This is a genomic window from Agrobacterium deltaense RV3 (genome assembly GCF_900013505.1).
GTDB lineage: Bacteria > Pseudomonadota > Alphaproteobacteria > Rhizobiales > Rhizobiaceae > Agrobacterium > Agrobacterium leguminum.
In genome coordinates, this window is the sequence record NZ_LT009745.1 from 1 (window position 1) to 14,135 (window position 14,135).

Below are 14,135 nucleotides of genomic sequence, written 5' to 3' on the forward strand. Positions count from 1 at the left end.
AATAGCAAAACAAAACCCCGTGCACCCGCGACGGGGTTTTTTGTGTTTCTGGACTTATGAAATTGTGCCGTCAGGGAGAAACTAGGCCGCTGATCACAAAGCCAATCCCACAATCTCCTTCCATGAACAAAGCCATCTTCGCCATTGCCATCGATCAGAAAACGGTGATGATGCGCCATCATTCCATTTCGGATAAAAAATGCCGTGACCGCTGATCCCTTGCATATCCTCAAGACCGTCTATGGATACGATGCGTTTCGTGGAAGGCAGGCCGATATCATTCGGCATGTGGTGGCGGGAAACAATGCCTTCGTTTTGATGCCGACGGGCGGTGGGAAGTCGCTTTGTTACCAGATCCCGGCGCTTGCTCGTAATGGCATGGGGTTGATCGTTTCGCCGCTCATCGCATTGATGGTCGATCAGGTTGCAGCCCTGCGTCAGGCCGGCGTGCGGGCCGAAGCTCTCAATTCCGATCTTTCTCCGGAAGAGCGGCGCGCGCTTTGGCGGGACATGCGGGCCGGCAAGGTCGATATTCTTTACGCCGCGCCGGAAACCCTGCTCAAGCCTGATGTCCTCGATGCGCTGCAATCCATCGACCTGTCGCTGATCGCGGTCGATGAGGCCCATTGTCTCTCTCAATGGGGACATGATTTCCGGCCGCCCTACCGCCAGCTAGACACGCTGATCGAGCGTTTTCCCGATACGCCGCGCATGGCGCTGACGGCGACGGCCGACGAGCCCACGCGCGCCGAAATTCTCGGCCACCTGGGGATTGAAGAGCACGATGCCTTCATCGCCGGGTTCGACCGGCCCAATATCCGCTATGCGATCATGGAAAAGGATAATCCGCGCGCGCAGCTGAAGCGCTTTTTGAAGGATCGCGACAGTGAGAGCGGTATCGTCTATTGCCTTTCCAAACGCAAGGTGGACGAAACGGCCGCATGGCTGCGGGAGGAGGGTCGCGATGCGCTGCCCTATCACGCTGGCATGGACAAGGCTGCCCGCGAGGAGAACCAGACCCGTTTCCAGCACGGCGAGGCGGTCATCATTGTCGCGACCGTCGCTTTCGGCATGGGCATAGACAAGCCGGATGTGCGCTTCGTGGTTCATATCGACCTGCCTGGCAGCATCGAGGCCTATTATCAGGAAACGGGCCGAGCCGGTCGCGATGGTCTGCCGTCGGACGTGCTCATGCTGTACGGCTACGAAGATATTGCCCTGCGCAATCGTTTCATCGAAGAATCTGATGCCGCGGATCAGCGCAAATATATGGAGCGCCAGAAGCTCGATGCGCTGCTTGGCCTCGCAGAAACGGCGAGTTGCCGCCGGCAGGTTCTGCTCTCCTATTTCGGCGACCGGTGTGAGCCCTGCGGCAATTGCGATACCTGCGCCGAGCCGCCGGACCTGTTTGATGGGGCCATCGCCGCTCAGAAACTTCTGTCCTGTATTTATCGCACGGGTGAACGTTTTGGCCAGGCCTATGTCATCCGCGTATTGCTGGGTGTCGAGGACGAGCGGATTTGCCGCTTCGGACATGATCAAATCACCACCTACGGGATAGGCAAGGAGCATGACAACCGCACATGGCGCGCCATTTTGCGTCAGCTGGTTGCGTTACGCATGATTGAAGTGGATCTGTCCGGACATGGCGGCCTTTCCATCTCCGAGGATGGACGGCGATTCCTGCGCGAAAAACCGGCATTGATGCTGAGGATCCCATCCGCTCCCCGTTCCGCACGGCAGCAGACGCCCCGCAACACGGCATCGACGGTCTTGCCGGAATCCGATCGCAGTCTTTTTGAGGCGCTGCGTGCGAAGCGTATGGAAATTGCCCGGGCACAGAACGTTCCGCCCTATGTGATTTTCCACGACAAGACCCTCATAGAACTTGCGGCGGCAAAACCGGCCTCGGCGCAGGAAATGGCTGGGATTCCCGGCGTCGGAGATACCAAGCTCGAGCGATACGGACCTGCCTTTCTGGCGGCGATCATGCAGCACGCCGCTGGCGAATGACCGGCAGATCCAAATTAATAGCCGAGTAATAAAACCGCAGAGCGTTGCGAAGGCTCAGCCGGTCGTGTCCTTGAACAGAACGTTCTGATCGATGAGATAGCGCGAAAACAGGGGCAGGCTCGCGCCGCCGATTGCCCGCGCCTGGCTACCAACCGCGCCTTCGATGATGTCAGGCACCGTGACACCCTGCAGATCGTGGTGTTTAAGGGCAAGGCGGGTGGCGGCGACGATTCTGGTTCTGACCCAGTCGGGAAAACCGCCATCGATGATGACGCTCGAAAAATCGATGATGGAGGCGGCGGCAATGACGGCCTGCGCCAGCGCCGCGGCGGTTTTCCTGATCCAGCTTTCCAGCGGCTCGCCGAAATCGATCCACTCGTCCGGAGAAAACCACAGGGGGCGCGGATCGATGCCCTTTTCGCGCAGCATGTTTTCCAGAACGAAGATCGACGCGATTTTCAGAAGCTGGACGGTATTGCCGTCCTGCCCCTGCACCGGCAGGGGGCCGATGGCGCCGGCCGTTCCCGTCTTTCCGGAAAATAGCGCCGAATTCAAAACAACGCCGCCGCCTATGAAGGAGCCGATGAAGACGTAAAGAAAATCCGGATAGTGCTGGCCTGCGCCAAAAACCAGTTCGGCGCCGCAGGCGCTGGTCGCGTCGTTCTGCAGAAAAACCGGATAGCTGACGTTTTCGGCAATTTCCGACCGGATATCGACGCCCCGCCATCTCTCCATTTCGATCTGTGGAGCGCCCACTTCCTGCGCCCAGTTCCACAATTCGAATGGAGCGGCGATGCCGACACCGGCAATTTTCTCCCGCTCGGCAGGGGAAAGCTTCGATTCAAGTTCCGTTATGCCGTCGATTACGAAAGGTAGTATCCATTCCGGAAGAGGGTAGGGGTAGGTTCTGCGCAGCTTGAGCCTGATCCGGCCGACAAAATCCATCAGCACGAGATCGACGCTGCGTCGGCCGATCTTCACACCGAAAGAAAAGACGGCGTCGGGATTAAGCCGCATCGGCGTCGATGGCTGGCCGACTTTGCCACGCAGTCTTTCACCGCGAATGAGAAGCCCGTCCTTTTCAAGCGAGCGCATGATGACCGAGACGGTCTGCGCTGAAAGGCCGCAAAGTCTTGATATCTCCGCTTTTGACAGTCCGCCGTGACGGCGAACGAGAGACAGCACGAGCCGCTCATTATAAGCGCGCACTCCGATCTGGTTGGCGCCGCCGCTTATATCCATGGTGGTGGGCGACGCCGGCGGCGCCGTCTCGACAGATTGTCTCATAGTGTCATCCTCCCGCCCGCCCTATCCGCCGTGACCGATACAGCAGGCTTTATGGCAATCTTGCTATCGCAACGTTAAACGACGTGGCGATATTCCTCCCTGCCGCATATCAGAATGCCATAGGGAATTAATAATTCAACCGGATTTATTTATTGACAGGCGTTTCCTTTGGTGGTTCCATCTGAGCCAACGGTCGTCGATCTCGGAGGAGACGGGATCGTCGGGTAACCGTCACGGTGCTCAAATATCCATTGGGAGGATCTCATGAAGACCACTGTTTCCGCTCTTCTGGGCGCGCTTGCGCTTGGCGTTTCTTTCGCTTCCGTTGCGTCTGCGGCCGATACTTCGGTTTGCCTCATCACCAAAACCGATACCAATCCCTTTTTCGTCAAGATGAAAGAAGGCGCGACCGCCAAGGCTAAAGAACTTGGCGTGACGCTGAAATCCTATGCAGGCAAGATCGACGGCGATTCCGAAAGCCAGGTAGCCGCCATCGAGACCTGCATCGCCGATGGTGCCAAGGGTATCCTGATCACCGCATCGGATACCAAGGGTATTGTTCCGGCCGTTCAGAAGGCGCGTGATGCCGGTCTTCTGGTCATTGCGCTCGATACGCCGCTGGAACCCGTCGATGCCGCCGATTCCACCTTCGCCACGGACAATCTTCTGGCTGGTGAGCTGATCGGCAAATGGGCTGCCGGCAGCCTCGGCGACAAGGCAAAGGATGCGAAAATCGCCTTCCTTAACCTTACCCCCTCCCAGCCGACGGTGGATGTGCTGCGCAACCAGGGCTTCATGAAGGGCTTTGGCATTGACGTGAAGGACATCAACAAGATCGGCGATGAAAACGATCCGCGTATCGTCGGCCATGATGTCACCAATGGTAACGAAGAAGGCGGCCGCGCGGCGATGGAAAATCTGCTGCAGAAGGACCCGACCATCAACGTCGTCCACACCATCAATGAACCTGCGGCTGCCGGCGCTTATGAGGCGCTGAAAGCGGTCGGCCGTGAAAAGGATGTTCTGATCGTTTCCGTCGATGGCGGTTGCCCGGGCGTCAAGAACGTCGCGGAAGGCGTGATCGGCGCGACCTCGCAGCAATATCCGCTGCTGATGGCGGCGCTTGGCGTCGAGGCCGTCAAGAAGTTTGCCGACACCGGTGAAAAGCCGAAGCCGACTGAAGGCAAGAACTTCGTCGATACCGGCGTGACGCTGGTAACCGACAAGCCGGTCAAGGGCCTCGACTCCATCGATACGAAGGAAGGTCTCAACAAGTGCTGGGGCTGATGCCTCGCCGTTGAAACCCGCGGGGGCATTCGTGCCCCCGCCCTTGGACGAGAATGATTCAGGCACGATCCGGGGGATCGGACAAAGGAACAAACGAGCGCGTCACGCGTCCTGCGGGGATGGCACAGGCCGCTTCACAACACTTTGAAATCTATGCATCATTCTCTTCGGAGATAGACCCGGTGTCAGGGCTGGTGCGATAGAGCGATCGGGAGGAAAATCCATGAGCGATCAGCCGGTGCGGGCTCAGCCGCATAATGAATTTGAAAAAGTGCTTTCGGGAAGCTCGACGCAGGTCGCCGCTTTCGATACGCACGACAAGAGTGTGCTGGAAAAACTGCAGCACTTTCTCCACTCCAGCCCGGCGGCCGTTCCGCTTATCGTTCTGGTGCTGTCGCTGATTGTTTTCGGCCTGCTTCTCGGCGGCAAGTTTTTCTCGGCCTTCACGCTGACCCTTATTTTGCAGCAGGTCGCCATCGTCGGTATTGTCGGCGCGGCGCAGTCGCTGGTCATCCTGACGGCGGGCATCGATCTGTCGGTCGGCGCGATCATGGTCCTGTCTTCCGTTGTCATGGGACAGTTCACCTTCCGTTACGGCTTACCGGCGGAACTTTCCATTCTCTGTGGCCTTGCCGTCGGCGCATTTTGCGGCTTCATCAACGGTATTCTGGTCTCGCGCATGCGCCTGCCGCCCTTCATCGTCACGCTCGGCATGTGGCAGATCGTCTTGGCGACCAACTTCCTCTATTCCGCAAACGAGACGATCCGCGCCCAGGATATCGCCCAGCAGGCGCCGATCCTGCAATTCTTCGGCGCCAATATCCGGGTCGGCGGCGCGGTCTTCACCTATGGCGTCATCGCCATGGTTCTGCTCGTCGCCCTGCTCTGGTATGTGCTGAACCGCACCGCCTGGGGCCGCCATCTTTATGCTGTCGGTGACGATCCGGATGCCGCCGAACTTGCCGGTGTCAACGTCAAGCGCATGCTGACCACCGTTTACACGCTGTCCGGCCTCACCTGCGCCTTCGCTGGCTGGGCCCTCATCGGCCGCATCGGCTCGGTTTCGCCGACCGCCGGTCAATTCGCCAATATCGAATCCATTACCGCAGTGGTTATCGGCGGCCTGTCGCTGTTCGGTGGACGCGGCTCCATCATGGGCATGATTTTCGGTGCCCTGATCGTCGGCGTCTTTTCGCTCGGCCTCAGGCTCATCGGAACAGACCCGCAATGGACCTATCTGTTGATCGGCGTCCTCATCATCATGGCTGTCGCAATCGACCAGTGGATCAGAAAGGTAGCAGGCTGATGGCAAAAGAACCCATTCTCACAGCACGCAATCTCGTCAAGCGCTATGGTCGTGTGACCGCCCTCGACCACGCCGATTTCGATCTCTATCCGGGCGAAATCCTGGCGGTGATCGGTGATAACGGCGCCGGCAAATCCTCTCTCATCAAGGCGATTTCCGGCGCGGTGACACCCGATGAAGGGGAAATCCGGCTGGAAGGCCAGCCCGTCCAATTCCGCTCGCCGATAGAGGCGCGCAAGGCTGGCATCGAGACGGTCTATCAGAACCTCGCGCTTTCGCCGGCGCTTTCCATAGCCGACAATATGTTTCTCGGCCGCGAAATCCGTAAACCCGGCATTCAGGGCAGCCTGTTCCGGGCCCTTGACCGCCCCGCCATGGAAAAATTCGCACGCGAGAAACTGTCGGAACTCGGCCTGATGACGATCCAGAACATCAATCAGGCGGTGGAAACCCTCTCCGGGGGTCAGCGTCAGGGTGTGGCGGTGGCGCGTGCAGCCGCCTTCGGCTCCAAGGTCGTTATCCTCGACGAGCCGACGGCAGCACTCGGCGTGAAGGAAAGCCGGCGTGTTCTGGAGCTTATTCTGGACGTGCGTTCGCGCGGCCTGCCGATCGTCCTCATCTCGCACAACATGCCGCATGTTTTCGAGGTCGCGGATCGCATCCATATCCACCGGCTCGGCAAGCGCCTGTGTGTTATCAATCCGAAGGACTACTCCATGTCCGACGCCGTCGCCTTCATGACCGGCGCCAAGGAAGCGCCGAAGGAAACGCTTGCCGCATGACGCTGAAGCTTGAAACCATCGCCGAAGACGTTCTTCGGCGGGCAGAAGGTAGATCCCGTTTTATCGTCGCTATTGCCGGTCCCCCTGGGGCCGGCAAATCCACGCTGGCGGATGCCCTTTGTGATGCTTTGCTGGCACGGGGCGAAACGGCCGCCGTGCTGCCCATGGACGGCTTCCATATGGACAATGGCATCCTTGAAGAACGGGGGCTGCTGCCGCAAAAGGGCGCACCCGAAACCTTCGACGTGCGTGGTTTCCTCGATATCGTCTCCGCCGTCCGCAAGGGCGGGCAGGAGGTGCTTGTTCCGGTTTTCGACCGTTCCCGTGAAATCGCGATAGCGTCCGCCCGGGCGATTGCGCCGGAAACACGCTTTATCCTTGCTGAAGGCAATTATCTTCTGCTGGACGAGGCGCCGTGGACAACTCTTTCCAAAAGCTTCGACCTCACCGTTTTTGTAGGGCCGTCCGTCGACGTGCTTGAGGAGAGGCTACGGAAAAGGTGGCAGGGCTATGGTCTCGACGAGGCTGCGATCCACGCCAAACTTTTCGAAAACGATCTTCCGAACGGAAAAAGGGTGATTGAGAACGCCCGTCCCGCCGATATCCGCATCGATATCTGGGAATAGATTAACGCTTTTCTCTCTTTGAGCGGCGGCATGCATGCGCCGTTAAGCCTTTGTTGACCATGTGTTGAATCTTTTTGATCCACAGGGTGGGGCTTTTGTGTGTCTATTCATTGACGCGAAAATTTCCTCATATACTATATGTGGTGTTCGAGGTTCTTCCGATTCGCAAGGGTTGGGAGCTAAGACGGGAATTCGGTGCGTAACGCCATCATGGTGGAGCAAGGCCGAAACTGCCCCCGCAACTGTAAGCGGTGAGCATCGTTCCGATTTGGGTCACTGGGGCTGAAAGCTCCGGGAAGGCCGGAATAGATGTTGTGACCCGCAAGTCAGGAGACCTGCCTTGAGCGCAAACGTCCACGGGCGGGGTGTCCGGAGGAAGGTGTATGACGCAAATGATTTGCGAGCGCCCTTTTCTGCCCCCTCCAGAACAAGCTTCGGGGTGAAGTCATGCCAGTGCATTTGTTTGAGTTGCTGCGCTCGTCGGCGTAGAGAGCGATTTTACGCGGCTAAAGCCGCGCACGCCCACCTTAATGACAGATCCATCGCCGCCCGATTGCGATTGCAATCGGCAATGTTGAGCCGTGTCCGAAACCGGCTTCGAAAGAGGAAATTATGACCGTCACCGTTTACAGCAAGCCCGCCTGCGTCCAGTGCACCGCCACCTATCGTGCGCTCGACCGCATCGGCGTCCCCTATGAGATTGTCGATATTTCCGAAGATGCGGATGCGCTCGATCATGTCCGCGGTCTCGGTTACATGCAGGTGCCCGTCGTTGTTGCCGGTGAGCGCCATTGGGCGGGTTTCCGGCCGGATATGATCGGCTCGATCAGCTGAGGCGGCGGGGCGATGGGCCTGATCGTCTATTATTCCAGCCGCTCTGAAAACACCCATCGTTTCCTTCTGAAACTGGGACGGCGTCTGTTTCGCCTGCCGCTTGGCGTTGAGGAAGATGTTCCCCATGTGTCCGAGCCCTATGTGCTGGTCACCCCCACCTATGGGGGTGGTGGCACCAAAGGGGCCGTCCCGAAACCGGTCATCCGGTTTTTGAACGAGCCCTCCAACCGAAATCTCATTCGCGGCGTCATCGCGGCGGGAAACACGAATTTTGGCGCAGCTTTCGCATCCGCCGGAGATATCGTCTCGCGCAAATGCGCCGTGCCGTTTCTCTATCGCTTCGAGCTTCTCGGCACGGAGGAAGATGTCGTCAACGTCAAACATGGATTGGAACGATTTTGGACACGCTGACCTCAAGCGCGCTGCGCAAGGACGCCAAACAGCCGGCAACCGCAACCCAGAAACCGCTCGATGCGGCTCTGGACTACCACGCGCTGAACGCGATGCTGAACCTTTACGACGAGAACGGAAAGATCCAGCTCGACAAGGATCGCCTTGCCGCCCGGCAATATTTCCTTCAGCACGTCAACCAGAATACCGTCTTTTTCCATAACCTTAGGGAAAAGCTCGATTATCTGGTGACGGAGGGATATTACGAGCAGGAGGTGCTGGATCAGTACTCCTTCAATTTCGTCCGCGACCTCTATGACGAGGCCTATGCCCGGAAATTCCGCTTTCCGACCTTTCTCGGCGCCTTCAAATATTACACCTCCTACACGCTGAAGACCTTCGACGGAAAACGTTATCTGGAGCGTTACGAGGATCGCGTCTGCATGGTGGCGCTGGCCCTTGCGCGCGGTGATGAGCAGCTTGCGCGCAATCTGGTCGATGAAATCATTTCAGGCCGCTTCCAGCCGGCAACGCCGACATTCCTAAACGCCGGCAAGAAGAGTCGCGGTGAGCTGGTCTCATGTTTTCTGCTGCGTGTGGAAGACAATATGGAAAGCATCGGCCGCTCCATCAATTCGGCCCTGCAGCTTTCCAAGCGCGGCGGCGGCGTGGCGCTGTCCTTGACCAATATTCGCGAATTCGGAGCGCCGATCAAACAGATCGAAAACCAGTCTTCCGGCGTCATTCCTGTCATGAAGCTTCTGGAAGACAGCTTTTCCTACGCCAACCAGCTCGGTGCGCGTCAGGGCGCGGGCGCAGTCTACCTGCATGCCCACCACCCTGACATCATGCGTTTCCTCGACACGAAGCGCGAAAACGCCGACGAAAAAATCCGCATCAAGACCCTGTCGCTCGGTGTGGTGATCCCCGATATTACTTTCGAACTCGCCCGCAACAATGAGGATATGTACTTGTTCTCGCCCTATGATGTGGAGCGGGTCTATGGCGTGGCTTTCACCGAAATCTCGGTCACCGAGAAATATCACGAGATGGTCGCCGACAGCCGAATCCGAAAGAAGAAGATCAAGGCGCGCGAATTCTTCCAGGTGATCGCCGAAATCCAGTTTGAGAGCGGCTACCCCTACATCATGTTCGAGGATACGGTGAACCGCGCCAATCCGGTCGCCGGCCGCATCAGCATGAGCAATCTCTGCTCGGAAATCCTGCAGGTCAGCGAGGCGAGTGAGTTCAACCCCGATCTCTCCTATAGCCATATGGGCAAGGATATCTCGTGCAATCTCGGCTCGCTCAACATCGCCTCTGCCATGGACTCCGCAGATTTCGGCAAGACGATCGAGACCTCCATCCGGGCGCTGACAGCCGTGTCGGATATGAGCCACATTTCCTCCGTTCCCTCGGTGGAAAGGGGCAATGATGCCAGCCACGCCATCGGGCTAGGCCAGATGAACCTGCACGGTTATCTGGCGCGCGAACGCATCTTTTACGGTTCGGAAGAAGGCGTCGATTTCACTAATATTTATTTTTACACTGTCACCTATCACGCCATCCGCGCCAGCAACCGGTTGGCCGTGGAACGGGGCCAGAGCTTCAAGGGCTTTGAAAACTCCAAATATGCCTCTGGCGAATATTTCGACAAATATACCGAGCAGGAATGGGTGCCCGCGACGGAAAAGGTTCGCGACCTGTTCGAGAAAGCGGGCATTGCCATTCCAACGCAGGAAGACTGGACGGCGTTGAAGCAGGATGTGATGGCATCAGGTCTCTATAACCAGAACCTTCAGGCCGTACCGCCGACGGGCTCGATCTCCTATATCAACCACTCCACTTCCTCCATTCATCCGATCGTCTCGAAGATCGAAATCCGCAAAGAGGGCAAGATCGGCCGCGTTTATTACCCGGCTTCCTATCTCTCGAACGACAATCTCGAATATTATCAGGACGCCTATGAAATCGGCCCGGAAAAGATCATAGACACCTATGCAGCCGCGACCCAGCATGTCGATCAGGGCCTGTCGCTGACGCTGTTCTTCCGCGATACGGCAACGACGCGCGATATCAACCGGGCGCAGATCTACGCCTGGAAAAAGGGCATCAAGACCATCTACTACATCCGTTTGCGCCAGATGGCGCTGGAAGGCACGCAGGTTCAGGGCTGCGTTTCCTGCACGCTCTGAATTGAGGGACAAGACAATGAATATCGCCGTAAAACCCGTGTCCCGCATTCGTGCGGTCAACTGGAACCGCATCGAGGACGACAAGGACCTCGAAGTCTGGAACCGCCTGACCTCGAATTTTTGGCTGCCGGAAAAGGTGCCGCTCTCCAATGACATCCCCTCCTGGGGAACGCTGAAGCCGGAAGAGCAGAAACTGACAATCCGTGTCTTCACCGGCCTGACTTTGCTCGACACCATCCAGAACGGTGTCGGCGCCGTGCGCCTGATGGCGGATTCGGCAACGCCGCATGAGGAGGCGGTGCTTTCCAACATCTCCTTCATGGAGGCGGTACACGCCCGCTCCTATTCATCGATCTTCTCGACGCTGTGCCTCACCCCTGACGTTGACGACGCCTATCGCTGGTCTGAGGAAAACGAGTTCCTGCAGCGTAAATCCGCGCTCATCATGCGGGAATATGACAGCGGCGATCCGCTGAAAAAGAAGATCGCCAGCGTGTTTCTGGAAAGTTTCCTGTTCTATTCCGGCTTCTATCTGCCAATGTTCTGGTCAAGCCGCGCCAAGCTCACCAACACGGCGGATTTGATCCGCCTCATCATTCGCGATGAGGCCGTGCATGGTTATTATATCGGCTACAAGTTCCAGCGGGCGCTGGAGCGTCTCAGCGAAACGCAGAGACAGGAGATCAAGGATTTCGCCTTCGATCTCCTGCTCGAACTTTACGACAACGAAGCGAAATATACCGAAGACCTCTATGACGGCGTCGGCCTGACGGAGGACGTCAAGCAGTTCCTGCATTACAACGCGAACAAGGCCCTGATGAATCTGGGTTATGAGGCGCTGTTTCCGGCCGAGGCCTGCCGGGTCAACCCCGCGATCCTCTCGGCGCTTTCTCCGAATGCCGACGAGAACCACGACTTCTTTTCCGGTTCCGGCTCCTCTTATGTCATCGGCAAGGCGGTTGCGACCGAAGACGAAGACTGGGATTTCTGAAACCGGCTTGTCGGAAGGACCCGCAAAACTATTGCGGGTTCACCACCTGGCTCGCAAGGCGGAAGGGGCTGGAGACAGTGGCGCCGATCGCATCGAAAACGAAGGCTCCGGCACTGTTGATATCGCCCCCGCGCCTGCTTGCCTCCAGCTGCGGCACCATGGAGGCCAGCGCCGCGTAGCGGTCGTGGTTGAGCGGGTCCGACGCCTTCAGATTGGAGATGTCGACGAATTGCACGCCCTCCTTGAGAGCGGCTTCCTGCACTTGGCGGTCAGTCACATCCAGCGCACCGATACGGGTAACGTCGGCGCCAAGGATGGAAGAGGCTTTCAGCGCACGGTCATCCTTGGAAACGAGAACGGTGAGCGGCGGGCTGAGCCGGCCGACAACCTCGATCTGCTTGCGGAAGACATCGGCGTCAATATCAGGCGCAGCCAGCACCACCTGCAGCTTGGCGATGACATCGTTTCTGCCCTGGAAACGCAATTGCCGCAGCGCCTCCATGACCAGCCAGCCGCCCATGCTGTGACCGAACACGACGACGCTCTTCTTAGGGGTCTGCCGGGTGAGATCGATCAACATCGCGGCGAGCGCATCGCGTGAAAAAGTCGCGGACTCCTTGTCGGCCACATAACCGGCGACGGAGGCTTGCGACGGCCAGGAAAAGACCAGCGGCACGCCGTTCATATTGGCATCCGCCGCCATCTGCGCCGCGCGGAACAGAGCTTCCTGATAGCTGTAATTATAGCCGTGTACAAAAAGTGCGATCTGCTTGCCAGAGCGGGCTATGTCGCCAAGATCGGCATTAAAGCGCGTCTTCGTCAGCATATCGGCCCTGGTGACGACGAAATCCTTGTTCGGGTCCGGCTTGCCGCTGGCCCATTCGATTTTCCCGCTTTTATGGGTGGGCGGAATGGAAATATCGAAACTGGCGTAGTTCGGCTCCATTGCCCGCTCCGTGCCGAAGCCCTTTTTTGCGTCCGTGTTTTTCTCTCGCGTGCTCGCCACGAAGGCGGTCACGATTTTCGTGTCTCGGGTCCTGGTGTTGACGGCCTCCAGCACATCCGCCCCCGGTCGGCCTGCGCAGGAGGAGAGAAGACCGAGGGTGAGAAAGAGAGAAAAGATCAGGCGCATGAAGGGGCTACCGGTGATGAGGACCGGTTCATAAATAACCGGCGACTAAAAAAGTTGCTACTGAAGAATGAAGTGCACTCTAGCGGCTGTCTTCGGTGCGGACGGACGTTCCCCACCTTGCTATCCGTCCCTCTTCGTTTTAGGCCGTACACATGACGAACAAGGTGTCGCTTTTACGGCTGAAACTCACAGACTTCCGCAATTATGCGGCGGCTGCGCTCACGCTCGATGAACGCCATGTTGTGCTGACGGGCGACAACGGTTCCGGCAAAACCAATCTTCTGGAGGCCGTCTCCTTTCTTTCACCCGGAAGGGGCCTGCGCCGCGCCACCTTGTCTGATGTGACGCGGGTAGGGGCCGAAGCCACCGGTTTCTCGATCTTCGCCGATGTCGAGGGCATGGATGGCGAAGTTGCCATCGGTACGGGAATTGAAGGCGATGGCGAGGTGGTGTCGCGTCGCTTGAGACTGAACGGGACGCCGGTGAAATCCGTCGATGAGCTGACCGACCATCTGCGGGTATTGTGGCTGACGCCCGCGATGGACGGCCTCTTTACCGGCTCGTCCTCGGACCGCCGGCGTTTCCTCGACCGGCTGGTGCTGTCGCTCGATCCCGCCCATGGAAGGCGGGCAAGCGATTTCGAAAAGGCCATGCGCGGCCGTAACCGGCTACTTTCGGAAGGCCGCTTCGATCCGGTCTGGCTGGACGGCATCGAAAAGCAGATGGCCGAACTCGGCATCTCCATGGCGGTTGCCCGTTACGAGATGCTCGGCCTCTTGAAGAGCCTCATCGAGGGGCGGGCGGGCAATGCCGCTTTTCCCTCGGCGGCGCTTTCTCTCTCCGGTTTCATGGACGATGGGCTCAATCGTCCCGCCGTCGATCTGGAGGATGAATACAGGCTTATATTGCGCGATGGCCGGTATCGTGACGCCGCTGCCGGCCGCACACTGGATGGGCCGCACCGCGTCGATCTCTTCGTGCGCCATGCGGAAAAAGACATGGAGGCCGAGCGCTGTTCAACCGGGGAACAGAAGGCGCTGCTTGTGGGGCTGGTGCTTGCACATGCGCAGCTGACCGCCAATATGACTGGCCATGCGCCGGTTCTGCTGTTGGACGAGATCGCCGCCCATCTGGATGAGGGCAGGCGGGCGGCTCTGTTCGATCTCATTCATGCGCTTGGCGGCCAGAGTTTTATGACCGGAACGGATACGGCGATGTTCTCCGCCCTTGGCGACAGGGCGCAATTCTTCAATGTTTCCCATGGGAGCATCACGGCATGACGGCTAAAAGAT

At 58.2% G+C, this 14,135-nt stretch carries 13 protein-coding genes and 1 riboswitch; of the genes, 10 read left to right on the forward strand and 3 right to left on the reverse strand.

Annotated features, from left to right (window positions below; all coding sequences use genetic code 11):
• Positions 1-182, reverse strand: a 182-nt coding sequence (locus AGR7B_RS26080; protein ID WP_208616007.1) for a hypothetical protein, incomplete at its 3' end; no start/stop codon positions are given.
• A gap of 22 nt (positions 183-204) precedes the next feature.
• On the opposite strand from AGR7B_RS26080, the gene recQ reads away from it, so the two are divergent.
• Positions 205-2,013, forward strand: coding sequence for a DNA helicase RecQ (gene recQ / locus AGR7B_RS00005; RefSeq protein ID WP_078053952.1), 1,809 nt, complete (start codon positions 205-207; stop codon positions 2,011-2,013).
• A 54-nt stretch (positions 2,014-2,067) separates the two neighbouring features.
• Here recQ and AGR7B_RS00010 read toward each other — a convergent pair whose 3' ends face one another.
• Complete coding sequence (locus AGR7B_RS00010; protein ID WP_065656364.1) at positions 2,068-3,300, reverse strand: ROK family transcriptional regulator; 1,233 nt, start codon at positions 3,298-3,300, stop codon at positions 2,068-2,070.
• A gap of 264 nt (positions 3,301-3,564) precedes the next feature.
• Here AGR7B_RS00010 and AGR7B_RS00015 point away from each other — a divergent pair, with 264 nt between their 5' ends.
• The 8 genes from AGR7B_RS00015 to nrdF all read left to right on the forward strand — a co-directional run bounded on the left by AGR7B_RS00015 (position 3,565) and on the right by nrdF (position 11,711).
• Complete coding sequence (locus AGR7B_RS00015; protein ID WP_003524279.1) at positions 3,565-4,587, forward strand: sugar ABC transporter substrate-binding protein; 1,023 nt, start codon at positions 3,565-3,567, stop codon at positions 4,585-4,587.
• A 223-nt stretch (positions 4,588-4,810) separates the two neighbouring features.
• Positions 4,811-5,893: an ABC transporter permease gene (locus AGR7B_RS00020; RefSeq protein ID WP_078053951.1), complete on the forward strand. Its 1,083-nt coding sequence runs from the start codon at positions 4,811-4,813 to the stop codon at positions 5,891-5,893.
• Positions 5,893-6,675, forward strand: a complete 783-nt coding sequence (locus AGR7B_RS00025) for an ATP-binding cassette domain-containing protein (RefSeq protein WP_003524281.1) — start codon at positions 5,893-5,895, stop codon at positions 6,673-6,675. The genes AGR7B_RS00020 and AGR7B_RS00025 overlap by 1 nt, the downstream gene beginning before the upstream one ends.
• Positions 6,672-7,301, forward strand: a complete 630-nt coding sequence (locus AGR7B_RS00030; RefSeq protein ID WP_080855737.1) for a nucleoside triphosphate hydrolase — start codon at positions 6,672-6,674, stop codon at positions 7,299-7,301. Before AGR7B_RS00025 ends, AGR7B_RS00030 begins: the two co-directional genes overlap by 4 nt.
• Before the next feature lie 133 nt (positions 7,302-7,434).
• Positions 7,435-7,658: riboswitch (cobalamin riboswitch) on the forward strand.
• Positions 7,659-7,913: 255 nt separating this feature from the next.
• Complete coding sequence (gene nrdH / locus AGR7B_RS00035) at positions 7,914-8,135, forward strand: glutaredoxin-like protein NrdH (RefSeq protein WP_003524283.1); 222 nt, start codon at positions 7,914-7,916, stop codon at positions 8,133-8,135.
• Between the two features lie 12 nt (positions 8,136-8,147).
• A complete protein-coding gene (gene nrdI, locus AGR7B_RS00040; RefSeq protein WP_080855738.1) occupies positions 8,148-8,546 on the forward strand; it encodes a class Ib ribonucleoside-diphosphate reductase assembly flavoprotein NrdI in 399 nt (132 codons plus the stop codon).
• Positions 8,534-10,720 (forward strand): class 1b ribonucleoside-diphosphate reductase subunit alpha, encoded by a 2,187-nt coding sequence (nrdE, locus tag AGR7B_RS00045; RefSeq protein WP_080855739.1) that lies wholly within the window; start codon positions 8,534-8,536, stop codon positions 10,718-10,720. Before nrdI ends, nrdE begins: the two co-directional genes overlap by 13 nt.
• 16 nt (positions 10,721-10,736) lie before the next feature.
• Positions 10,737-11,711 carry a class 1b ribonucleoside-diphosphate reductase subunit beta gene (gene nrdF / locus AGR7B_RS00050; RefSeq protein WP_080855740.1) on the forward strand — a complete coding sequence of 325 codons (975 nt, stop codon included), beginning with the start codon at positions 10,737-10,739 and terminating at the stop codon, positions 11,709-11,711.
• Positions 11,712-11,739: 28 nt separating this feature from the next.
• Here nrdF and AGR7B_RS00055 read toward each other — a convergent pair whose 3' ends face one another.
• Complete coding sequence (locus tag AGR7B_RS00055; protein WP_080855741.1) at positions 11,740-12,843, reverse strand: alpha/beta hydrolase; 1,104 nt, start codon at positions 12,841-12,843, stop codon at positions 11,740-11,742.
• Between the two features lie 152 nt (positions 12,844-12,995).
• On the opposite strand from AGR7B_RS00055, the gene recF reads away from it, so the two are divergent.
• Complete coding sequence (gene recF / locus AGR7B_RS00060; RefSeq protein WP_080855742.1) at positions 12,996-14,123, forward strand: DNA replication/repair protein RecF; 1,128 nt, start codon at positions 12,996-12,998, stop codon at positions 14,121-14,123.
• The last annotated feature ends 12 nt before the right edge of the window (positions 14,124-14,135 follow it).